At 71.7% G+C, this 19,954-nt stretch carries 20 protein-coding genes; 11 read left to right on the forward strand and 9 right to left on the reverse strand.

Going from position 1 to position 19,954, the window contains the following annotated elements; all coding sequences use genetic code 11:
* Nucleotides 1-4 precede the first annotated feature (4 nt).
* Complete coding sequence (locus tag D6270_RS23260) at nucleotides 5-1,528, forward strand: glycoside hydrolase family 3 protein (RefSeq protein ID WP_109163679.1); 1,524 nt, start codon at nucleotides 5-7, stop codon at nucleotides 1,526-1,528.
* Nucleotides 1,529-1,680: 152 nt separating this feature from the next.
* On the opposite strand, the gene nagB is transcribed toward D6270_RS23260, so the two are convergent.
* Nucleotides 1,681-2,466: a glucosamine-6-phosphate deaminase gene (gene nagB, locus D6270_RS23265; RefSeq protein WP_109163678.1), complete on the reverse strand. Its 786-nt coding sequence runs from the start codon at nucleotides 2,464-2,466 to the stop codon at nucleotides 1,681-1,683.
* Nucleotides 2,467-2,649: 183 nt separating this feature from the next.
* On the opposite strand from nagB, the gene D6270_RS23270 reads away from it, so the two are divergent.
* Nucleotides 2,650-3,732, forward strand: a complete 1,083-nt coding sequence (locus D6270_RS23270; protein ID WP_109163677.1) for an SIS domain-containing protein — start codon at nucleotides 2,650-2,652, stop codon at nucleotides 3,730-3,732.
* 391 nt (nucleotides 3,733-4,123) lie between these two features.
* Entirely contained in the window at nucleotides 4,124-5,590 is a 1,467-nt protein-coding gene (locus tag D6270_RS23275) for a sensor histidine kinase (protein WP_109163676.1), read from the forward strand.
* A gap of 196 nt (nucleotides 5,591-5,786) precedes the next feature.
* Here D6270_RS23275 and D6270_RS23280 read toward each other — a convergent pair whose 3' ends face one another.
* Both D6270_RS23280 and D6270_RS23285 read right to left on the reverse strand, forming a co-directional pair.
* Nucleotides 5,787-6,044: a WhiB family transcriptional regulator gene (locus tag D6270_RS23280; RefSeq protein WP_003953983.1), complete on the reverse strand. Its 258-nt coding sequence runs from the start codon at nucleotides 6,042-6,044 to the stop codon at nucleotides 5,787-5,789.
* Nucleotides 6,045-6,363: 319 nt separating this feature from the next.
* The gene (locus tag D6270_RS23285) at nucleotides 6,364-7,332 is read right to left on the reverse strand and encodes a diacylglycerol/lipid kinase family protein (protein WP_109163675.1); all 969 of its coding nucleotides are present in this window, start codon (nucleotides 7,330-7,332) and stop codon (nucleotides 6,364-6,366) included.
* A 183-nt stretch (nucleotides 7,333-7,515) separates the two neighbouring features.
* On the opposite strand from D6270_RS23285, the gene D6270_RS23290 reads away from it, so the two are divergent.
* A complete protein-coding gene (locus D6270_RS23290) occupies nucleotides 7,516-7,965 on the forward strand; it encodes a hypothetical protein (RefSeq protein WP_109163674.1) in 450 nt (149 codons plus the stop codon).
* 45 nt (nucleotides 7,966-8,010) lie between these two features.
* Here the strand turns inward: D6270_RS23290 and D6270_RS23295 are convergent, their stop codons facing one another.
* The 3 genes from D6270_RS23295 to D6270_RS23305 all read right to left on the reverse strand — a co-directional run bounded on the left by D6270_RS23295 (nucleotide 8,011) and on the right by D6270_RS23305 (nucleotide 9,863).
* Complete coding sequence (locus D6270_RS23295) at nucleotides 8,011-8,961, reverse strand: RNA polymerase sigma factor SigF (RefSeq protein WP_376197499.1); 951 nt, start codon at nucleotides 8,959-8,961, stop codon at nucleotides 8,011-8,013.
* Entirely contained in the window at nucleotides 8,958-9,371 is a 414-nt protein-coding gene (locus tag D6270_RS23300) for an ATP-binding protein (RefSeq protein WP_014048265.1), read from the reverse strand. Before D6270_RS23300 ends, D6270_RS23295 begins: the two co-directional genes overlap by 4 nt.
* Before the next feature lie 231 nt (nucleotides 9,372-9,602).
* On the reverse strand, nucleotides 9,603-9,863 hold the full coding sequence (locus tag D6270_RS23305) for a UBP-type zinc finger domain-containing protein (RefSeq protein ID WP_109163673.1): 261 nt from the start codon (nucleotides 9,861-9,863) through the stop codon (nucleotides 9,603-9,605).
* 35 nt (nucleotides 9,864-9,898) lie between these two features.
* Here D6270_RS23305 and D6270_RS23310 point away from each other — a divergent pair, with 35 nt between their 5' ends.
* A complete protein-coding gene (locus D6270_RS23310; protein ID WP_109163672.1) occupies nucleotides 9,899-11,500 on the forward strand; it encodes a Na+/H+ antiporter in 1,602 nt (533 codons plus the stop codon).
* Here the strand turns inward: D6270_RS23310 and D6270_RS23315 are convergent.
* The 3 genes from D6270_RS23315 to D6270_RS23325 form a co-directional block, all read right to left on the reverse strand.
* Nucleotides 11,476-12,396, reverse strand: coding sequence for a 1-aminocyclopropane-1-carboxylate deaminase/D-cysteine desulfhydrase (locus tag D6270_RS23315; RefSeq protein ID WP_109163671.1), 921 nt, complete (start codon nucleotides 12,394-12,396; stop codon nucleotides 11,476-11,478). The genes D6270_RS23310 and D6270_RS23315 overlap by 25 nt on opposite strands.
* Before the next feature lie 34 nt (nucleotides 12,397-12,430).
* Nucleotides 12,431-13,627, reverse strand: a complete 1,197-nt coding sequence (locus D6270_RS23320) for a globin domain-containing protein (RefSeq protein WP_109163670.1) — start codon at nucleotides 13,625-13,627, stop codon at nucleotides 12,431-12,433.
* Nucleotides 13,628-13,728: 101 nt separating this feature from the next.
* Complete coding sequence (locus D6270_RS23325; protein ID WP_109163669.1) at nucleotides 13,729-14,175, reverse strand: RrF2 family transcriptional regulator; 447 nt, start codon at nucleotides 14,173-14,175, stop codon at nucleotides 13,729-13,731.
* 176 nt (nucleotides 14,176-14,351) lie between these two features.
* Between D6270_RS23325 and D6270_RS23330 the strand changes: the two genes are divergently transcribed.
* The 6 genes from D6270_RS23330 to D6270_RS23355 all read left to right on the forward strand — a co-directional run bounded on the left by D6270_RS23330 (nucleotide 14,352) and on the right by D6270_RS23355 (nucleotide 19,866).
* The gene (locus tag D6270_RS23330) at nucleotides 14,352-15,758 is read left to right on the forward strand and encodes a family 2B encapsulin nanocompartment shell protein (RefSeq protein ID WP_109163668.1); all 1,407 of its coding nucleotides are present in this window, start codon (nucleotides 14,352-14,354) and stop codon (nucleotides 15,756-15,758) included.
* A gap of 92 nt (nucleotides 15,759-15,850) precedes the next feature.
* A complete protein-coding gene (locus D6270_RS23335; protein WP_109163667.1) occupies nucleotides 15,851-16,894 on the forward strand; it encodes a family 2 encapsulin nanocompartment cargo protein polyprenyl transferase in 1,044 nt (347 codons plus the stop codon).
* Between the two features lie 100 nt (nucleotides 16,895-16,994).
* Entirely contained in the window at nucleotides 16,995-17,591 is a 597-nt protein-coding gene (locus D6270_RS23340) for a GNAT family N-acetyltransferase (RefSeq protein WP_109163666.1), read from the forward strand.
* 89 nt (nucleotides 17,592-17,680) lie between these two features.
* On the forward strand, nucleotides 17,681-18,391 hold the full coding sequence (locus D6270_RS23345; RefSeq protein WP_109163665.1) for a DUF6304 family protein: 711 nt from the start codon (nucleotides 17,681-17,683) through the stop codon (nucleotides 18,389-18,391).
* A gap of 144 nt (nucleotides 18,392-18,535) precedes the next feature.
* Complete coding sequence (locus D6270_RS23350; RefSeq protein ID WP_109163664.1) at nucleotides 18,536-19,507, forward strand: DUF1648 domain-containing protein; 972 nt, start codon at nucleotides 18,536-18,538, stop codon at nucleotides 19,505-19,507.
* 2 nt (nucleotides 19,508-19,509) lie between these two features.
* Nucleotides 19,510-19,866, forward strand: a complete 357-nt coding sequence (locus D6270_RS23355; protein WP_109163663.1) for a GntR family transcriptional regulator — start codon at nucleotides 19,510-19,512, stop codon at nucleotides 19,864-19,866.
* Nucleotides 19,867-19,954 lie beyond the last annotated feature (88 nt).

Below are 19,954 nucleotides of genomic sequence, written 5' to 3' on the forward strand. Positions count from 1 at the left end.
TCCCATGACCACCCTCGTTTCCACCACGGACACCCTGACGCGTGACGCGCTCGCGGTGCTCCAGCCCGGATTCACCGGAACCACCGCCCCGGACTGGCTGCTGCGCCGCGTCGGTGAAGGGCTCACCTCCGTCGGGCTGTTCGGCCGCAACATCGAGTCGCCCGGCCAGCTCGCCGCCCTCACCGCGCGGCTGCGCTCCGAGCGGGACGATGTCCTCGTCGCCATCGACGAGGAGGGCGGGGACGTGACCCGCCTGGAGGTCAACGAAGGCTCCTCGTTCCCGGGCAACTTCGCCCTCGGCTCGGTCGACGACGTCGACCTCACCCGCGCCGTCGCCCACGAGCTCGGCCGCCGGCTCGCCGCGTGCGGTGTCAACCTCAACTGGGCGCCGTCCGCGGACGTCAACTCCAACCCGGGCAACCCGGTCATCGGCGTACGGTCCTTCGGCGCCGACACCGCCCTGGTGGCACGGCACACCGCCGCGTACGTCGAGGGGCTCCAGGCCGCCGGCGTCGCCGCCTGCACCAAGCACTTCCCCGGCCACGGCGACACCGCGGTCGACTCGCACCTGGCGATGCCCCGCATCGATGTGGATCTCGACACCCTGCACGCCCGTGAGCTGCTGCCTTTCCGGGCGGCCATCGCGGCGGGTTCCAAATCCGTGATGAGCGCGCATATCCTGCTTCCCGCACTCGACCCGGACCGCCCGGCCACCCTGAGCCCGCAGATCCTCACCGGTCTGCTCCGCCAGGAGCTGGGCTACGACGGCCTGATCGTCACCGACGGTGTGGAGATGGAGGCCATCTCCAAGACCTACGGCATCGAGCGTGGATCGGTCCTCGCGATAGCCGCGGGCGCCGACGCGATCTGCGTCGGCGGCGGGCTGGCCGACGAGGAGACGGTGGTCGCTCTGCGCGACGCCCTGGTGGCGGCGGTACGGAGCGGGGAACTGCCCGAGGAGCGGCTCGCGGACGCGGCCGCCCGTGTACGAGCCCTCGCGTCCTGGACGCAGGGGGCCCGGGGGGACGTCCCGGAGCCGGGCGCGGAAGTGCAGGAGGGGACCGCGCCCGGCACCGGAGTCAGCTCCGACATCGGCCTGGTGGCCGCCCGCCGCGCGGTGAGGGTCACCGGCACCGGCGACCCGCTGACCGGTCCGGCCCATGTCGCGGAGTTCGTCACGGAGGCGAACATCGCGGTCGGCGACGAGACCCCGTGGGGCATCGCCGACGGGATCGCCCGCCTCCGTCCGGGCACCGAGGCGGGCCGCTACAGCGGCGAGGGCGCCGATCCGGCGGCCGGAATCCTCGCGGCGGCGGGTGACCGCCGCATCGTCGCCGTCGTCCGCGACGAACACCGCCACGCCTGGATGGCCCAGGCCCTGGACGGCCTGCTCGCGGCCCGTCCGGACACCATCGTGGTCGAGATGGGCCTCCCGGAGTCCACTGCCCGGGGCTCGCTCCACGTGGCCACCTACGGCGCCTCCCGCGTCTGCGGCCAGGCGGCGGTGGAAGCGGTGACGGGGGCGTAGTACGCGCCTCCCGCGGTGACCGGTGGGTCGGCGGACAGACCAAGCCCGTCCGGCGATCGAGGGCGAAGCCTCTCGCCGGACGGGCGGTACAACGGGAAGGGCCAGGACTCCTCACGGCGTCCTGGCCCTTCCCGCACGTACAGCCGTACGCCCTACAGCCCCTGCCAGGCCGGCTTCGCCGCGTACGTGGCGCGGAAGTAGTCCGCCAGCTTCAGCTTCGAAGCCGCGGCTTCGTCCACCACGACCGTCGCATGCGGATGCAACTGCAGCGCCGACGCCGGCACGACCGAGGCGACCGGCCCCTCCACCGTCTGGGCCACGGCCTCCGCCTTGCCCTCCCCGGTGGCCAGCAGGATCGGGTGCCGGGAGTCCAGGATGGTCCCGATGCCCTGGGTGATCACGTGGTGCGGCACCTGGTCGATGTCGTCGTCGAAGAAGCGCGCGTTGTCCACCCGCGTCTGCTCGGTCAGCGTCTTGATCCGGGTGCGCGAGGCGAGCGAGGAGCACGGCTCGTTGAAGCCGATGTGTCCGTCGGTGCCGATGCCGAGCAGCTGGAGGTCGACCCCGCCGGCCTCGGCCAGCGCCCGGTCGTACGCCTCACACGCGGCCTGGACGTCCTCGGCCGAGCCGTCGGGGCCCATGAAGGACGCCTCGGAGAGCCCGAGCGGCGCCACGACCTCGCGCAGGACCACGGAGCGGTACGACTCCGGATGGCCGACCGGCAGCCCGACGTACTCGTCCAGCTGGCAGATGCGGGCGCGCGAGGCGTCGACGGAACCCGCGGCGACCTTGGCCGCCAGCGCGCGGTAGATGGGCAGCGGGGTAGAGCCGGTGGCAACGCCGAGCAGGGCGTCGGGCTTGCGGCTGAGCAGGGAGGCGATGGCCTCCGCGATCAGTTCGCCGCCTGCCGTGGCGTCCGGGACGATGACAACTTCCACGCTGTGCCTGCCGATCTGATGAGTGGAACCGTGTGGTATAGACCAATCAAGGTTCCAATCTAGCAGAATCGGGCAGCTGCGCGGTGAACAGCCCGCGGATCGATCCGCGGGCCCGTCCGCTGGCGCACCCCGGCTTCGCCTGGTCGACTTGTCCGGTACGACACCGCACCGGGAGGCACCCCCATGTCAGCCACCCCTCCGCCCGGCCCCGACGACCAGGACGACGCGCCCGGCCGCATCATGTCCGGCGAGATGGCCGAGCAGCCCGCGATGCTGCGGCGCATCCTCGACCGGGGCGCGCCCCGCATCCGTGAGGTGGCCGCCGAGATCGCCGCCAGGAAGCCCCGCTTCGTGCTGCTCACCGCGCGCGGCACCTCGGACAACGCGGCGCTCTACGCGAAGTACCTGCTGGAGATCCGGCTCGGCCTGCCCTGCGGCCTCGCCTCCATGTCCACCACGACGGCGTATGGGGCCAAGCCCGATCTCCGGGACGTCCTGGTGATCACCGTCAGCCAGTCGGGCGGCTCACCGGACCTGGTGGCCTCCACCCGGGCCGCCCGGGAGGCCGGCGCGGTCACCCTCGCGGTCACCAACAACCCGGACTCCGCGCTCGCCGCCGTATCCGAGTACCACATCGACATCCTGGCGGGCCCCGAGAAGGCGCTCCCGGCCACCAAGACGTACACGGCGTCCCTGCTCTCCCTGTACCTCTTCGTGGAGGGACTGGCGGGCGCCGACGGCACGGAGGCGGCGGCCTCCCTGCCCGATCTGGCGGGCGCGATCCTGGGCCGCCGGGCCGAGGTCAGGGCGCTGGCCTCCCGCTACCGCTTCGCCGAGCGCATGGTGATCACCTCGCGCGGCTACGGCTACCCCACCGCCAAGGAAGCGGCCCTGAAGCTCATGGAGACCAGCTACATCCCCGCTCTCTCCTACTCGGGCGCCGATCTGCTGCACGGCCCGCTGGCGATGGTCGACAACATCTCCCCGGTGATCGCCGTGGTCACCGACGGCCGGGGCGGTGAGGCCCTCCAGCCGGTGCTGGACCGGCTGCGCGGACGCGGCGCGGACCTCTTCGTGGTCGGGCCGAAGGTGCAGGTGGAGGCGGCCTCGGCGGGCTTCTCGCTGCCGACGTCCGGGGTGCCGGAGGAGTTGCAGCCGATCCTGGAGATCCTGCCGCTCCAGATGCTGGCGTACGAGGTCACCATCGCGCGCGGCCAGGACCCGGACTCACCCCGGGCGCTGGCGAAGGTCACGGAGACCCGCTGAGCGCACACCCGTACACAGGCCCCGGAAACACCCGCGGGCCGCGGCGCCAGGACGGGACCCTCAGCCCGCCCGGCACCGCAGCCCGGAGCTACCTGGCCGGCGGTGTGCGGTGCCCCCGGCCACAGGAGGCACCTTGGCGCGGTCAGGGCAGAGAGCGCCGGGTGCCTCGGTCCACTCTCCTGTGCGGGGAGAGTGGAGGTCTTGGTGAACCCATTGTGGACTAGACCAATTGCCTGTGTCCATCCATGTGCACGACATTCTCCGGCCGCACGCCGCGCCCTGTCCATCGGCATCCCGTCCGGCACGGGCGCCTTGACCTGAGGCACGGCCCGCGGAGCCGAGCGGTTCGAACGCCGCTGTCGACCCCGGGTACGCTCCACAGGTGCCCTCCATGAACGATCTCGTCCGCCAGCACACCGCTCTGAGCGACACCGACCTCGAGTGGCTCCATCTGCTGGTCTCGGAGTGGCAGCTGCTCTCCGACCTCTCCTTCGCCGACCTCGTGCTGTGGGTGCCCACCCGGGACGGCACACGGTACGTCTCCGTCGCCCAGATGCGGCCCAACACCGGCCCCACCTCCTACCAGGACGACATGGTGGGCCACCTGGTGCCGCGCGGCCGCCGGCCGCTGCTGGACGCGGCGCTGGACGAGGGCCGGATCGTGCGGGAGGGCGACCCGGAGTGGCGCGAGGAGGTTCCCGTACGGGTCGAGTCCATCCCCGTACGTCGTGAGGGCCGGGTCCTCGGGGTGATCGCCCGCAACACCAACCTGCTCACCGTGCGCACCCCCTCCCGGCTGGAGCTCACCTACCTCCAGTCCGCCTCCGACCTGGCCCAGATGATCGCCGCCGGGGCCTTCCCCTTCCCCGGCCAGCAGGTCGACATGGACGCCTCCCCGCGCGTCGGCGACGGCCTGATCCGGCTGGACGCCGACGGGGTCGTCCAGTACGCCAGCCCCAACGGCCTCTCCGCCTACCACCGTCTCGGCCTCGCCTCCGACCTGGTCGGCCACCACCTCGGCACCACCACCGCCGAACTGGCGCCCTCCCGGGGCCCGGTGGACGAAGCCCTGGTGAAGGTGGCCAGCGGGTACGCGCCGCGCGAGTTCGAGGTGGAGGGCGAGGGCGGGGTGATCCAGCTGCGGGCCATTCCGCTCAAGCCCAAGGGCGTCCGCATCGGCTCGCTGGTCCTGCTCCGGGACGTCACCGAACTCCGTCGTCGCGAACGCGAGTTGATCACCAAGGACGCGACCATCCGGGAGATCCACCACCGGGTGAAGAACAACCTCCAGACGGTGGCCGCCCTGTTGCGCCTCCAGGCCCGCCGGATGGATTCCGAACAGGGGCGCGAGGCGCTCAACGAGGCGGTGCGGCGCGTCGGTTCGATCGCCATCGTCCACGAGACGCTGTCGCAGAACCTGGACGAGCGCGTCGAGTTCGACGAGATCGCCGACCGGGTCATCGCGATGGTCTCCGAGATCTCACCCGGCAAGGTGACCTGCCGGCGCACCGGACGCTTCGGCATCCTGGACGCCGAGGTCGCCACCCCGCTCTCCATGGTGCTCACCGAAGTCCTGCAGAACGCCCTGGAACACGCGTTCGCGGTGGCGGACCAGGGCACGGTGGAGGTCTCCGCCGTGCGCGGCGGCTCACCGGCCGAGGGCCGGCTGCTCATCACCGTCACCGACGACGGGCGCGGTCTGCCCGAGGGGTTCGACCCGCAGCGGACCGGCAATCTGGGGCTCCAGATCGTACGGACGCTGGTGGAGGGGGAGTTGGGCGGCACGTTCGGCATGGTCCCGGCCCCGGAGCGCGGCACCCAGGTGGTGCTGGACCTGCCGGTACGCGGCGACAAGTAGGAACGCGCACAGACGGAGAGCGAGCAGGGGTGCGCGCAAACAGAGCGGGCCCGGACCGTGGTGACGGTCCGGGCCCGCTCCGTGTTGCTCACGTTGCGATGCGCTCGGGGGTACTGCGCGCTGCGACTCGAAGGCGGGGCTGTGCGCACGCTCTGTGCGCGCCGCCTGGCTGAGGCCTGTTCGTGGGGGGCGTCGGTCAGGCGCTGGCGTTACGCGCCCGGTTGCGAGCGGCACGGCGCTTCATCGCGCGGCGCTCGTCCTCGCTGAGGCCACCCCAGACGCCGGAGTCCTGGCCGGACTCGAGCGCCCACTGCAGGCACTGCTCCATGACGGGGCAGCGACGGCAGACGGCCTTGGCTTCCTCGATCTGCAGCAGCGCAGGACCGGTGTTGCCGATGGGGAAGAACAGCTCGGGGTCTTCCTCACGACAAACGGCGTTGTGACGCCAGTCCATGGCTGCTACCTCTCCTTGGTATTACACGCTTGTTGCTTGTGAATGTGAACGCTTTCACGAATCCCCCCACGGATGACGGGCCGACTCCCAGGAGCACTGGGTGTGGTCTGTGATGGTGAGGAGGGGTTCTTGCTCTCAGGGAGGCCGGTGCTGCGGGCCGTCCCGATCGCCATGTAGAGATTCGCAAACCTCGGCGGCGGATACAACCCCTTCTGGAAAGTTTTTTTTGATTCCTCGGTGTCGACTAGGTCACAGCCGCACTTCTAAGGGGTGGGGGCCAGGCCAAACGTTCGAGTTAAAGGACTTTCGGCCCTTCCACTCACACAATCACACGCAGTGCACGGCGTACGCCTGTGAACGTCACGCTCGTACGCAGTCCCAGGTGGTCGCCGTCCATCTGGAAGGGCAGTGGGACCTTTGAATGCAAGGTGAAGTCCGTGAGGTCATGGCGTGAAACAGCGTGCTTCCCGCGCGGCCCTCTGTCAGGGCTCGAAGTGAGCAGTTGGGTGCCGTACATGGCGACCGCGGCGGTGGAGAGACGCTTCAGTCCGAGGACGTCCAGAGCGGTGTCGAAGGAGGCCTTCGGGGAGGCGTACACCGGACGATTCCCCAGGTAGGTCCAGGGGGCGGTGTTGCAGATTATGGAGAGCGCGAGGTCGGTCACCGGGTCCTGGCCGGGCACGTCCAGCGTGATCGTCCCGTGTCTGCGGTGGGCCTCGTTCAGGAACTGGCGCACCACCTGGCGTACGTACAGCGCATGTGTCGACCGCTTGCCGTGCTCGCGTTTCTGTTCGACCCGGCCGACCACTCCGGCGTCGAAACCGAGACCGGCACAGAAAGTGAACCAGCGTTCTGGTACGGATTCGTCCTCGGTTCCCGGGGTGCCGGCCGCCAGGCCCAGACCGACCGTGCGTTCGGTCCGGTTCTCCAGGGCGTCCAGGATCGCGCCGGTCGCCTCCACCGCGTCGTTCGGCAGCCCCAGGGCGCGCGCGAAGACATTGGTGGAGCCGCCGGGGACGACGGCGAGCTTCGGCAGGCTGTCCACGTCCGGGCCCCGGTGCAGCAGCCCGTTCACGACCTCGTTCACCGTGCCGTCGCCGCCGAGGGCGACCACGAGGTCGATGTCGTCGCTGTCGGCCGCCCGCCGCCCCAGATCCCGCGCGTGACCCCGGTACTCCGTGGTCACCGCCTCCAGCTTCATCTCGCTGGCCAGGGCGTGGATGAGAACGTCACGGGTGCGGGCACTGGTGGTGGTAGCTGCCGGGTTGACCACGAGGAGTGCGCGCATGCCCGTCAGAGTACCTACCGGGTGGTTCGGTACCGAAGTCGCGGTTCACTGCGCTGCTGGACGGTCACGCTCCGTGAGGCCGTGCCGGTGCGTACTCCGTGGCGCCTTCCCCGCACGTGACGTGCGCCGCGCCCGCGCCCCCCGGCTTCACTTCCGGGGTCCGGGGATGCCAACCTGAAAGGCGTGAGCACTGAAGCGACCTCCTCCACCCCCTCGCCCGCCGCGACGGAGCGCCCGCGGAGGATCACCCTCCTCGCCGGGATCAACGCCCTCGAAGGCGCCGCGCTCGCGGTCAGCGGGCTCTGGCTGCTGGTCATGGGGGTGCTCGGGCGCCCCGAGAGCCCGCAGCAGGCGGAGACGGTAGGCATCACGCTGATCGCGCTGGGCGCGATCCCGCTCATCGCCGCCCGGGGGCTGACGCTGCTGCGCGGCTGGAGCCGGGGCCCGGCGCTGATCACCCAGATCATGGCGCTGCCGGTGGCCTGGACGCTGCTGCGCTCCCAGGGCGCGCTGATCCCGACCGGGATCGTCCTGGCGGCGGTCGCCGTGACCGGTCTGGCGCTCGTCCTGAACCCGGAGACCACCCGGACCCTGGGCCTGCGCAGGGGCGCCGGGACGGACCCGGGGTCCTGAGCCCTGGGCCCGCGGGCCCAGGTTCACCCACTTCTGCGGTGGGGGCTACTCCTCGACGAGCAGCCGCTCGCGCAGCTGGGCCAGGGTGCGGGCCAGCAGCCGGGAGACGTGCATCTGTGAGATACCGACCTCCTGGGCGATCTGCGACTGGGTCATGTTCCCGAAGAAGCGCAGCAGCAGGATCCGCTTCTCGCGCGGTGGGAGGTCCTCCAGGAGCGGCTTGAGCGACTCCCGGTACTCCACGCCCTCCAGCGCCTCGTCCTCCGAACCCAGCGTGTCCGCGACCGCCGGGGACTCGTCGTCCGTGTCCGGCACGTCCAGCGAGAGCGTGCTGTACGCGTTGGCCGACTCCAGGCCCTCCAGCACCTCCTCCTCGGAGATGCCCAGCCGCTCGGCCAGCTCGTGCACGGTCGGCGAGCGGCCGTGCTGCTGGGAGAGCTCCGCCGTGGCCGTGGTCAGGGAGAGCCGCAGCTCCTGGAGGCGGCGCGGCACCCGCACCGCCCAGCCCTTGTCCCGGAAGTGGCGCTTGATCTCGCCGACGACCGTGGGGGTCGCGTACGTCGAGAACTCCACGCCCCGGTCCGGGTCGAACCGGTCCACCGACTTGATCAGCCCGATGGTGGCGACCTGCGTCAGGTCGTCCAGCGGCTCCCCGCGGTTGCGGAAGCGGCGGGCGAGGTGCTCCACCAGCGGCAGGTGCATCCGCACCAGCCGATTGCGCAGCTCCGCCTTCTCCGCCGAGCCGTCGGGAAGCTCCCGCAACTCGATGAACAGGGCCCGGGCCCCGCTGCGGTCGTGTGGATCGTGGTGCCCGTGCTCGCTCATCTGGCCCGCCCGCTCCTGCGCCTGCTCCACCGCGACGTTGAGGCTCTCAGGCCCGTCCGCTCCGTCCACCGGATGCGGCCGGGCCTGTTGCTCCGGGATGCCTGCCGGTCGCACCACCCCGGATCGGATCGTCTCGTCCCGCACAGGACCGTCCCCGTTCCCGTCGCTCACGCCGGCCCGGGGCCCGCGCCGCGCTGTTTGTAGAGGCTGATGCTGACCGTACGGTCGTCGGCGACCGTCGAGTCGACCTTGCCGGCCAGTGCGGAGAGCACCGTCCAGGCGAAGGTGTCGCGCTCGGGTGCGCGGCCGTCCGTCGTGGGGGCCGACACCGTCACCTCGAGAGAGTCGTCGATGAGACGGAACACGCAGCTGAGGACGGAGCCGGGCACGGCCTGCTGAAGCAGGATCGCGCAGGCCTCGTCGACCGCGATACGAAGATCCTCGATCTCGTCGAGAGTGAAGTCCAAACGCGCTGCGAGACCGGCCGTGGCCGTTCGCAGCACCGACAGGTAGGCACCCGCAGCGGGCAGCCGGACCTCTACGAAGTCCTGATTCCCGGGCTCGCCTGCGATCTGGGACACCCTCACCTCCAAGGTGGCACAAACTCTTTCGAGGTTCCGGGAAGGGTGGCCCGGAGCCATGTGGTCGGTCGACGGTTCTCAGCTCGGCGACGCTATCGGATCCATGATGCAGTGTCGCCCGCACCCCATCCCCCGGCCATCACTCATAGTAAACCCATGAGTACGCACAGTGGCTAGGGGTCTGCGGCGTCCAATTACGAAGAACCGGCGCCGGATTGACGTACCCACACGTCAGACGATCGAACCGTCCTCGAAGCACCAGCGCCAGCTCTCGCCCGGCTCGAAGCTCCGCATCACCGGATGGCCGGTCTCCCGGAAGTGCCCGGTAGCGTGCCGCAGAGGTGAGGAATCGCAGCAGCCGACGTGCCCGCAGGTCAGGCAGAGCCGCAGCTGCACGGGGTGGGTGCCCGCGGCCAGGCACTCGGGGCAGGTGTCCCCGAGCGGTACGGGCTCGGGGCGTGGCAGATCCGCTACGTGCGCACACTCGCTCATGATGGGCAGGTTACGACGGATCCGAGGACGGTGAGATGGACGCGCTGCCGCTGGTGGCGCTGGTCGCGGCCAGCGCGGCGGTCGCCGGTGCGGCGCGCCGCACCCCCATTCCCGCCCCGCTCGTCCTGGTCGCCGTGGGCCTTGTCGCGGGCCTGGTGCCGGGCGTTCCTACGTACCACCTGGACGCACACGTCGTCCTCCCGCTGCTGCTGCCCCCGCTGCTCTACACGGCCGCCGTCGACAGCTCCTACCTCGACCTGCGGGCCAACATCCGGCCGGTCGCGCTGCTCTCCGTGGGGTACACCCTCTTCGCGACCCTTGCCGTGGGCTGGCTGGCGTACCTGGTCATTCCGGAGCTGCCGCTGACCGCCGCGCTCGTCCTGGGGGCCGTCATCGCCCCGCCGGACGCCGTGACGGCCGCCGCGATCGCGCGCCGGGTCGGGCTGCCCGCCCGGGTGACGACCATCCTCCAGGGTGAGTCGCTGGTGAACGACGCCACCGCGATCACCGCCTTCCGGGTGGCGCTGGCAGCGGCGGTGGGGGAGGGGATGACGTGGGCCGCCGGGATCGCCGAGTTCCTGCTGGCCGCGGTCGGCGGGGTCGGGGTCGGCCTGCTCCTGATGGTGCCGCTGCACTGGTTGCGCACGCATCTGAAGGAAGCCCTCCTCCAGAACACGCTCTCCCTGCTGATCCCGTTCGTGGCGTACGCGGCGGCCGAACGGGTGCACGCCTCCGGAGTCCTCGCCGTGGTCGTCGTCGCCCTCTATCTGGGACACCGCTCCTGGCAGGTCGACTTCGCCACCCGCCTCCAGGAGGCCGCGGTCTGGAAGATGGTCTCCTTCATCCTGGAGTCCACGGTCTTCGCCCTGATCGGGCTCCAGCTGCCGTTCGTCCTGAAGGGGCTCGAAGCGGGCGGCACGACGGCGGCGCTCGGCTACGCGGCGATCATCTTCGTCGCCGTCGTCGTGGTCCGCTTCATCTGGGTCTACCCGGCCACCTACCTGCCCCGACGGCTCTCCCGGCGGGTACGGGAGCGGGAGCCGGGCACCGACTGGACCGCGCCCCTGATCGTCGGCTGGGCGGGTATGCGCGGGGTCGTCTCGCTCGCCGTCGCCTTCTCCATCCCGCTGGTCACGCACGACGGCGAGCCCTTCCCGGCCCGCAACCTGGTGCTGTTCCTGACCTTCACCACCGTCATCGCCACGCTGGTGATCCAGGGGCTGACCCTGCCCGTCCTCGTCCGCGTGCTGAAGCTGCCGGGGCGCGACCCGCAGACCGAGACCCTCATCGAGGCGCAGGCCCAGAGCGAGGCGTCGGTCGCCGCCGAGGCCCGCCTTGAGGGGCTGCTCACCGACCCGCGCAACAGCCTGCCGCCCCCGCTGGCCGACCGGCTCCGCAGCGTGCTGGAGCGCCGCCGCAACGCCGTGTGGGAGCGGCTGGGAGCGGCCGACCCGGTCACCGGGGAGTCGGCGGACGACACCTACCGGAGGCTCTCCCGCGAGATGATCGAGGCCGAACGGGAGGTCTTCGTCCGGCTCCGGGACGAGCGGCGGATCGACGACGAGATGATGCGTACGCTGCTGCGCCGGCTGGACCTGGAGGAGGCGGCCGCCTACCGGGAGACGGACGACTCCTGAGGGCTCCACGGGTCCGGTGTGCCGGTGATCACCGCGCTCACCCGGGTGCCCGGAGCGAAAGCGCCCTCCTCGGCCAGGGCCGTCAGCGCGAACAGCAGCTTGGCGACGTAGACCCGCTCCACCGGCAGCCCGTGCCGGTCCTCGAAGTCGGCGGCGAAGGCGTCCAGTTCCGCCGTCGTACGGGCGTAGCCGCCGAAGGTGAAGCGTTCGTCGAGGGACCAGTCCCCGGCCTGGCCGCCGAACGCCTCGTCATGGAGCGCGGTCACGGTCGCCCCGAGGAAGCCGCCGCGCACCACCGGTACACCCAGGGCACGCTGTCCCTCCGCCAGCCCGGCCGCGAGCCCGGCGAGGGTGCCGCCGGTCCCGCAGGCCACGGCCGCCACATCGGTGAGCCCGCGCAACTCGCGCCCCAGCGCTGCGCAGCCCTGTGCGGCCAGGGCGTTGCTGCCGCCCTCCGGGATCACCTCGACGTCCCCGTACAGCCTCAGCAGCCCCTCCAGGACCTCGGGTGAGGCCTTCGCCCGGTAGGTCGTACGGTCCACGAAGTGCAGGCGCATGCCGTCGGCGGCGCACCGGGCGAGCGAGGGGTTGAGCGGGCGGTGCGCCAGCTCGTCGCCGCGCACCACCCCGATGGTGGGAAAGCCCAGCAGCCGGCCGGCCGCCGCGGTGGCCCGCAGGTGGTTGGAGTAGGCACCGCCGAACGTCAGCACGGTCCGCCCGGCGGCCGCCTCCAGGTTGAGGGCGAGTTTGCGCCACTTGTTGCCCGGCAGATCGGAGTGGATCAGGTCGTCCCGCTTGAGGAGCAGCGTGATCCCGCGCCGGGCGAAGCGGTCGTCCCGGGCCTCCTGGAGCGGGGACGGGACCCGGGGGCGCAGAAGGGTCTCGGGGCGGTTCACCCGTCCATTGTGGCCCGCCCCGTCGGCGCCCTCCTCAGGTGCTCGCCAGCCACAGGTCCGGGCCGAACACCTCGTAGTGGATGTCGGCCGGGCGCACCCCCGCGTCCAGCAGCCGGGTGCGCACCGTACGCATGAAGGGGAGCGGGCCGCAGAGGTAGGCGTGGGTGCCCGGCAGCACGGTGATGCCGTTCAGGTCGACGAGGCCGGTGCGGTGGGCCGGGTGGCCGGCCTCCGGGGACTCGTACCAGAAGTGCGGTTCGGCGGCCGGGAGCTTCTCCGTCAGCCGGATGTGGTGGGCGCGCAGGGCGTGGTCGGCGGGGGAGCGGTCGCCGTGCACCACGGTGACCGGGCGGTCGTGGCCCTGCTCGCCCAGGTGCTCCAGCATCGACAGCATGGGCGTGCAGCCGATCCCCGCCGAGGCCAGCAGCAGGGGTGCGTCCAGGTGGTCGAGGACCAGGTCCCCGTAGGGGACGGAGACGCGCAGCCGGTCGCCCGCGCGGGTGTGCTCGTGCAGCAGGCGGGAGACCTCGCCGTCGGGCGTCCGCTCCCCGCGCACCCGCTTGACCGTGATGGAGCGCAGCCGGGAGCCGGGGGAGGAGGCGAGGCTGTACTGGCGTATCTGCCGGGCCCCGTCCGCCAGTTCGACCTGTACGGAGACGTACTGGCCGGGCCGGAAGGCGGGAGCGTCACCGCTGTCCGCCGGGCGGAGGTGGAAGGTGGCGACGTCCTCGTTCTCCTCGATCCGGGCGGCGACCTCCCACTCCCGCCACACGTCGCCCGCGACCACACCCTGCTGGGCGTAGAGCCGCGCCTCGACGGAGATGAGGGCGTTCGCCATCAGCCAGTAGACCTCGTCCCAGGCCGCGGCGACCTCAGGGGTGACCGCGTCACCCAGTACGTCGGTGATCGCGGCGAAGAGATGGGTGTGGACGACCTCGTACTGCCCCGGGGTGACCCCCAGGGAGGCGTGCTTGTGGGCGATGCGGTTCAGCATCACATCGGGCCGGGTGCCGGGGTGTTCGACCAGCGCGGTCGCGAACGCGGCGATGGATCCGGCCAGGGCCCTGCGCTGGTCGCCGGAGGCCTGGTTGCCCCGGTTGAACAGATCGCGCAGCAGCTCAGGGTGGGCCTCGAAGAGCTTCTCGTAGAAGAGGTCGGCGATGTCCCCGATAGCCGCGCCGACGGCGGGGAGGGTGGCACGGACGGTGGCGGTGGACCGGTCGGAGAGCATGCGGAGGGGCTCCTCTGTGTTAATCGGTATCTGGGATGCGTATTTTTGGGCGAGGTGAACCCCGCTCCCGGGCCAGGGTCTCGGTTCCGGGGTCCGGGGGGTCAGTCCGGCGGCGGTCCGCTGTCGATGCCGAGCAGCAGGGGGCCGGTGGGGGAGGCGACCAGGTCGGTGACGGTGATCGGGTCGAGTGAGGCGTAGAAGGCCTCCTGGGCCTTCCGCAGGGCGCCGCGCAGCCGGCAGCCGGAGCGCAGCGGGCAGGGTGTGGTGCCCTCGCACTCCACGACGTCGTCCGTGCCCTCCAGTTCGCGCACGAGAGCGCCGATCGAGGCGGAGTGCCCGGCTGAGGTGAGGGTGAGTCCGCCGCCCCGGCCGCGCCGGGCGTCCAGCAGGCCGAGATGCTGGAGGCGGGCCACGACCTTGGCGGTGTGCGTGTAGGGCACCCGCATGATGCCCGCGACCTCGCGCGTGGTGGGCGGGTCCGCACCTTCGGTGACCGCCAGCCGCATGAGGACGCGGAGCGCCACGTCGGTGTACCGGGTTAGCCGCATGGCCCCACCCTAGATACGTGGCATCTCAGATGCAACTTTCATGGTGCGCGGAGCGACGGGGAGCGACCTGCCCCGCCCGAAGGCTGATTAGTCACACTCTTTTGTGTAATGGCGGACCGCGTCCCCCTGCTGAAAGGCTTCTCCCGCAGGTCAGCCCATGATCGAAAGGACGTCAGATGTCCGTTGGTGAAGAGGTTCGCGACACGCAGGCGCCGCCGCAGCAGAGTCTGGGGACGGCAGCTGCGCGGAACCTCGCGACGACCACCAAATCCGCGCCGCAGATGCAGGAGATCACCTCACGGTGGCTGCTGAAGATGCTGCCGTGGGTGCAGGTACAGGGCGGTACGTACCGGGTGAACCGTCGGCTCAGCTATTCGGTCGGTGACGGCCGGGTGACGTTCGTCCAGACCGGGGACCGGGTGGCCGTGATCCCCGCCGAGCTGGGGGAGCTGCCCGCTCTGCGCAACTTCGGGGACGAGGAGGTCCTCACCGAGCTCGCCCGCAGGTGCGAGCAGCGGGATGTGGCCGCGGGGGAGGTGCTCGCCGCGCAGGGGGACGCGGCGGACCGGGTCTTCCTGCTGGCCCACGGCAAGGTCGAGAAGATCGGCACCAGTCTCTACGGGGACGAGGCGGAGCTCGAAGTCCTCGCCGACGGCGCGTACTTCGGCGACCAGAGCCTCGTCGACGGCGACGCCGTCTGGGAGTACACGGCCCGGGCCGTGACCGCGTGCACGCTGCTGACGCTCAGCCGTGCGGACGTGTTCAATCTGGCGGAGCGCGCGGAGCCGCTCCGCGCCCATCTCGCCGGTCTGCTCACGATCCCGCATCAGCGGACCAACAAGTACGGCGAGGCGGAGATCGACCTCTCCGCCGGCCATGTCGGCGAGGCCGTGGTCCCGCACACCTTCGTCGACTACGACGCCGCCCCCCGCGAGTACGAGCTGAGCGTCGCCCAGACGGTGCTCAAGGTGCACAGCAGGGTCGCCGACCTCTACAACCAGCCGATGAACCAGACCGAGCAGCAGCTGCGGCTCACGGTCGAGGCGCTCCGCGAGCGCCAGGAGCACGAGCTGATCAACAACCGGGAGTTCGGCCTCCTCAACAACTGCGACTACGGCCAGCGGCTCCAGCCGCACGACGGGGCGCCCAGCCCCGACGACATGGACGAGCTGCTCTCCCGCCGGCGCGGATCGAAGCTCTTCCTCGCCCACCCGCGCGCCATCGCCGCCTTCGGCCGCGAGTGCAACCGGCGCGGACTGGTCCCGGAGAGCGTGGACATCGGCGGCCACCACGTGCCGGCCTGGCGCGGGGTGCCGATCTTCCCGTCCAACAAGATCCCGGTCACCGACGCCCGTACGACCTCCATCATCTGCATGAGGACCGGCGAGGCCGAACAGGGCGTCATCGGCCTCCAGCAGACCGGCATCCCGGACGAGATCGAGCCGAGCCTCTCGGTCCGCTTCATGGGCATCGACGAGCAGGCGATCATCTCCTACCTGGTGACCGCGTACTACTCCGCCGCCATCCTGGTACCGGACGCCCTCGGCGTACTGGAGAACGTGGAGGTGAGCCGCTGGCGCTGACCCCGTGTCACCCCCGGCGGCCCGGTCGGCCGACACCGGCCGGGCCGCCGGGGCCCCGCCCCATCGCACCGCCCCAGGGAGTGACCGTGACCATGACCAGTACGGACGCAGCGACGGAAGGGCACGAGGCCGCGGCGCTGCTGGAGCGCACCCGTGCCATCGTGGACCCGCATCTGCGGTCGGCCGTGGAATCGCTGCCCGGTGGCATACGCCGGATCGCGATGTACCACTTCGGCTGGGAGAACGCCGACGGAACACCTGCCGCCGGACAGGCGGGCAAGGCCATCCGGCCGGCCCTCGTGCTGGCCGCCGCCCGGGCGCTCGGCGGCGATCCGGAGAGCGCCGTGCGCGCCGCCGTCGCCGTGGAGCTGGCGCACAACTTCACCCTCCTCCATGACGACGTCATCGACGAGGACACCACCCGCAGACACCGGCCCACCGCCTGGGCCGTCTTCGGCGTCCCGGACGCGATCATCACCGGCGACGCCATGCTGGCCCTCGCCCAGCGGCTGCTCGCCGAGGACACCCACCCCGCGGCGCAACGGGCCGGTGCCCGCCTCTCCTCCTGCGTCATCGAGTTGTGCGCGGGCCAGCAGGCCGACTGCGCCTTCGAGGAGCGCGGCCCGGACGAGGTCACGCTGGACGAGTGCCTGACGATGGCGACCGCCAAGACCGGTGCCCTGCTCGGCTGCGCCTGCGCGCTCGGCGCCCTCTACGCCGGGGCGGAGGACCGCGCGGTCCGCGCCATGGACGGCTTCGGGCGCGAGGCCGGCCTCTCCTTCCAGCTCATCGACGACCTGATCGGCATCTGGGGCGACCCGGCCCGCACCGGCAAGCCCGTCGGCGCCGACCTCGCCGCCCACAAGAAGTCGCTGCCCGTGGTCGCGGCCCTGACCTCCGGCACACCGGCCGCCGCCGAGCTCGCCGCGCTCTACGGCGGCCCCATGGCCACCCCCGCGGAGGTGGACCGGGCGGCCGACGCCGTGGACCGGGCCGGCGGCCGGGACTGGGCCCAGGTCTGCGCGGCCGACCGGATGGCCCGGGCGGTCCACCACCTCTCCCGGGCGGTCCCCGACCCCAACGGAGCCGGTGACCTGCTGGCCCTGGCCGAATTCGTCACCCGTCGCACCAGCTGACCGGCCTCACCGGGCGGCACGAGCGCATCAACTCTAGTATTCCGGAGGTTGGTTGAGAGCAGAGCGCCGAGAGCGGCGGGCGAAGGGGTGGAAGCCGGTCATGGGCATACGGATTCAGCGGGCGGGCCAGGACGACAGGGAGCTGGTCGTATCGGTCCTGGAGGAGGCCTTCCACCACGACCCGGTCAGCAGCTGGGTCTTCCCCGACGAGGCGCACCGGCGGGCGGTGCACGGCAAGTTCCTCGGCGTCTTCGCCGACATCACCCTCGCCGAAGGCCGTATCGACATCGCGGACGACGGCGCCGCGGTGGCCCTGTGGCTGCCGGTGCCCGCCGGGGCGCCCGAGGAGGAGGACCCCACGCCCGCCCTGATGCGGCAGACCGCCGACCCCGACAACGAGCGATGCGAGCTGGTCGGGAGGCTGACCGGGAAGGTGCACCCGCACGACCGCGCCCACTCCTACCTGCTCATGGTCGGGGTCTCCCCGCAGCGCCAGGGCCAGGGCGTCGGGGCCGAGCTCATCCGGACGGAGCTGGACCGCTGCGACCGCGACGGCGTCCCCGCCTATCTGGAGGCGAGCAGCGCCCGCAGCCGCACGCTCTACGAACGGCTCGGCTTCGGCTTCCTGGGAAGCGCCGTCGAACTGCCGGACGGCCCGTCGATGTGGCCCATGTGGCGTGAACCGCAAGCGGATTGACCCCTCGGCCCGCCACCCCTGGCCGAGCCGCCCGCGGAGAGGGAGGGCGGCACGGGAACCGCACCGGGCAGGGGCTACAGTCCCTGCTCATGACAGATGAGTCGTGGGCCGGCTGGTACCGGGACCGCAACGGTTCCGATGCCGTCGTTCTCACCACGGACGGACAGCAGCTCCGGATCCGGATCAGAGGGGTCGACTTCGCGGGCGAGAGCTTCGACGACCTGGCACCGGTGTCCGGCACACCTCCGGAGAGCGGCATGTTCGCCCTGGCGGACGGCGCGCTCACCGACTGCGTACTGGAGTGGGACCTCCCGCTGCCCGTCCTCGTCGACGGCGAACTGCGCCAGGCCACTCTCAGCTGCCTGCTCTCCCTGCGCCGGGCCGACCCGGACCTCTACCTCACCCTCCATCTGGACGGCGCGGCCTACGAATCCGCCCGGGCCGAGAGCGACTTCGCCGCCGCGCTGACGGCGATCCAGCGCATCCTCCCGGACGGCATCCGGCTCCAGACCTGCGTCGCCTGCGCCTTCTCCGACTACTTCCCGGCCCCCGGCCGCGCCCTCTCCGGCGGCCTCGCCTGCTTCCGGGGCGCCAAGGACGCCTACCGGGATGCGGAGGGCGAGGACGCGGTCCTGGACCTGTGGGACCGGCGTACCGAATTCGTCCAGGAGGTCTGGAGCTGCCAGGAGTTCGAGGCGCGCCCGGCCCGGGGCGCGGGGACCGGCCACCGGGGGGCCTTCCCCGTGGAGCCTCGGGAATCCGTGGCCCTGGAGGCTCTGGGGCCCCTCGAACCCGCCTGACCGTCACGCCCTTCCTGACGGACGCCCACTCTGCCCCGTACCGCAACTCCGGTACGGGGCAGAGCCGTTCCCGGAACCTGAGTGCCGGTACCGCGTTGCCCTTCCTCTAGTTGTTCTACTAACATGCGAACAACGGAGGTTTCCATGACACGCAAGAACCTTGTCCGCACCACACTCGCGGCCCTGCCCTTTGTCCTCGCATTCCTCGTCGACCTGATCCTCTTCCTGGTCCTCAAGGACCGTCTTCCCACCCGTCTGGCCAGCCATTTCGACGCGTCCGGCGATGTGAACGGCCATGTCGACCGCACCACCTACCTCCTCGTCACCGCCCCGGTGCTGCCGGTGCTCGGCGCCCTGTGGGTGCTCGTGGTGGTCCGCGGAAAGGTCTACGGGCGCGCCCACCGCCTGCTCATCGGCGGCGGCTGGGCCGTGGCGGCCTTCCTCCAGTACGTGCTGGGCGCCACCCTGATCGTCAACCTGGACGCCCCCGACGGGGGTGCGGCCGACGGCTTCCCGATGTGGCACCTCGCCGTGGCCTTCGGTGCGGCCGCCCTCGCGGGCGGGGTCGGACTGCTGCTGGCCCGGCAGGTCCCGGCGCCGGAGGACCCGCGCGCCGGGAAGAACCCCGCCGACCGCGAGCGGATCGCGCTCGCCGACGGTGAGGTGGCCGGCTGGGCGCGCATCACCGGCTCCCGATGGCTGTCGCTCGGAACCCTGGCGCTGGTCGCCGCCGGGGCGGTGCTCGGGTACGCGGTCAACTGGCTCGCGGCCGCACCGCTGTTCCTTCTCGCCCTGCCGGCGGTCACCTTCTGCCGCCCCCAGGTCACCGTGGACCGGCGCGGCCTCACCGTCTCCGGTCTGCTGCCCTGGCCCCGGGTCCAGGTCCCGCTGGAGCGCATCGAGGCGGCGGACAGCCGGGAGGTCGACGCGATCGCGGAGTTCGGCGGCTGGGGCTACCGCGTCCGTCCCGGCCGTACCGGCTTCATCGTCCGCTCGGGCGAGGCCATCGTCGCCCGGCAGACGGGCGGACGGGAGTTCGCGGTCACCGTCGAGGACTCCGCGACCGGCGCCGCCCTTCTCAACACCCTTGTCGACCGGAACCGGGCGGGGCGCTGACCATGCTCTTCCGGGTCGACCCCACCTCCACCGTGCCGCTCGGCGACCAGATCGCGGCCTCGGTGCGCCGCGCGGTCGCCGACTCGACGGTGACCCCGGGCGAGCGGCTCCCCGCCGCCCGGGTGCTCGCCGACTCCCTCGGGGTGAACGTCCACACGGTGCTCCGCGGCTACCAGCGGCTGCGCGAGGAGGGGCTGATCGAGCTGCGCCGGGGCCGAGGCGCCGTGGTCACCGCGGCCGCCTCCCCCCGCCGGGCCCAGCTGCTGGAGCGCGTCCGCGAAGTGGTCGCGGACTCCAGGGAACTGGGCATGACCGAGGAGGAATTGCTGACGCTGGTCCGCGCCGAACTGGGCACCTGACGCCGCAGCCACCGGCGTACGAGAACAGTTCATCCACCATGGCGTACGGCAGCGGCGCACCGCCGTGGCGTGCGGCAGCGGCGCACCG

The organism is Streptomyces griseus subsp. griseus (assembly GCF_003610995.1).
Classification (GTDB): domain Bacteria; phylum Actinomycetota; class Actinomycetes; order Streptomycetales; family Streptomycetaceae; genus Streptomyces.

Bases quoted from the DNA above. Each gene is read 5' to 3' on its own strand.
- D6270_RS23325 (WP_109163669.1), bottom strand. From the start codon at position 14,175: ATGCGGCTAACCCGGTACACCGACGTGGCGCTCCGCGTCCTCATGCGG.
- D6270_RS23270 (WP_109163677.1), top strand. From the start codon at position 2,650: ATGTCAGCCACCCCTCCGCCCGGCCCCGACGACCAGGACGACGCGCCC.
- D6270_RS23355 (WP_109163663.1), top strand. From the start codon at position 19,510: ATGCTCTTCCGGGTCGACCCCACCTCCACCGTGCCGCTCGGCGACCAG.
- D6270_RS23345 (WP_109163665.1), top strand. From the start codon at position 17,681: ATGACAGATGAGTCGTGGGCCGGCTGGTACCGGGACCGCAACGGTTCC.
- D6270_RS23350 (WP_109163664.1), top strand. From the start codon at position 18,536: ATGACACGCAAGAACCTTGTCCGCACCACACTCGCGGCCCTGCCCTTT.
- D6270_RS23330 (WP_109163668.1), top strand. From the start codon at position 14,352: ATGTCCGTTGGTGAAGAGGTTCGCGACACGCAGGCGCCGCCGCAGCAG.
- D6270_RS23260 (WP_109163679.1), top strand. From the start codon at position 5: ATGACCACCCTCGTTTCCACCACGGACACCCTGACGCGTGACGCGCTC.
- D6270_RS23310 (WP_109163672.1), top strand. From the start codon at position 9,899: ATGGACGCGCTGCCGCTGGTGGCGCTGGTCGCGGCCAGCGCGGCGGTC.
- D6270_RS23275 (WP_109163676.1), top strand. From the start codon at position 4,124: ATGAACGATCTCGTCCGCCAGCACACCGCTCTGAGCGACACCGACCTC.
- D6270_RS23280 (WP_003953983.1), bottom strand. From the start codon at position 6,044: ATGGACTGGCGTCACAACGCCGTTTGTCGTGAGGAAGACCCCGAGCTG.
- D6270_RS23285 (WP_109163675.1), bottom strand. From the start codon at position 7,332: ATGCGCGCACTCCTCGTGGTCAACCCGGCAGCTACCACCACCAGTGCC.
- D6270_RS23305 (WP_109163673.1), bottom strand. From the start codon at position 9,863: ATGAGCGAGTGTGCGCACGTAGCGGATCTGCCACGCCCCGAGCCCGTA.
- D6270_RS23335 (WP_109163667.1), top strand. From the start codon at position 15,851: ATGACCAGTACGGACGCAGCGACGGAAGGGCACGAGGCCGCGGCGCTG.
- D6270_RS23320 (WP_109163670.1), bottom strand. From the start codon at position 13,627: ATGCTCTCCGACCGGTCCACCGCCACCGTCCGTGCCACCCTCCCCGCC.
- D6270_RS23340 (WP_109163666.1), top strand. From the start codon at position 16,995: ATGGGCATACGGATTCAGCGGGCGGGCCAGGACGACAGGGAGCTGGTC.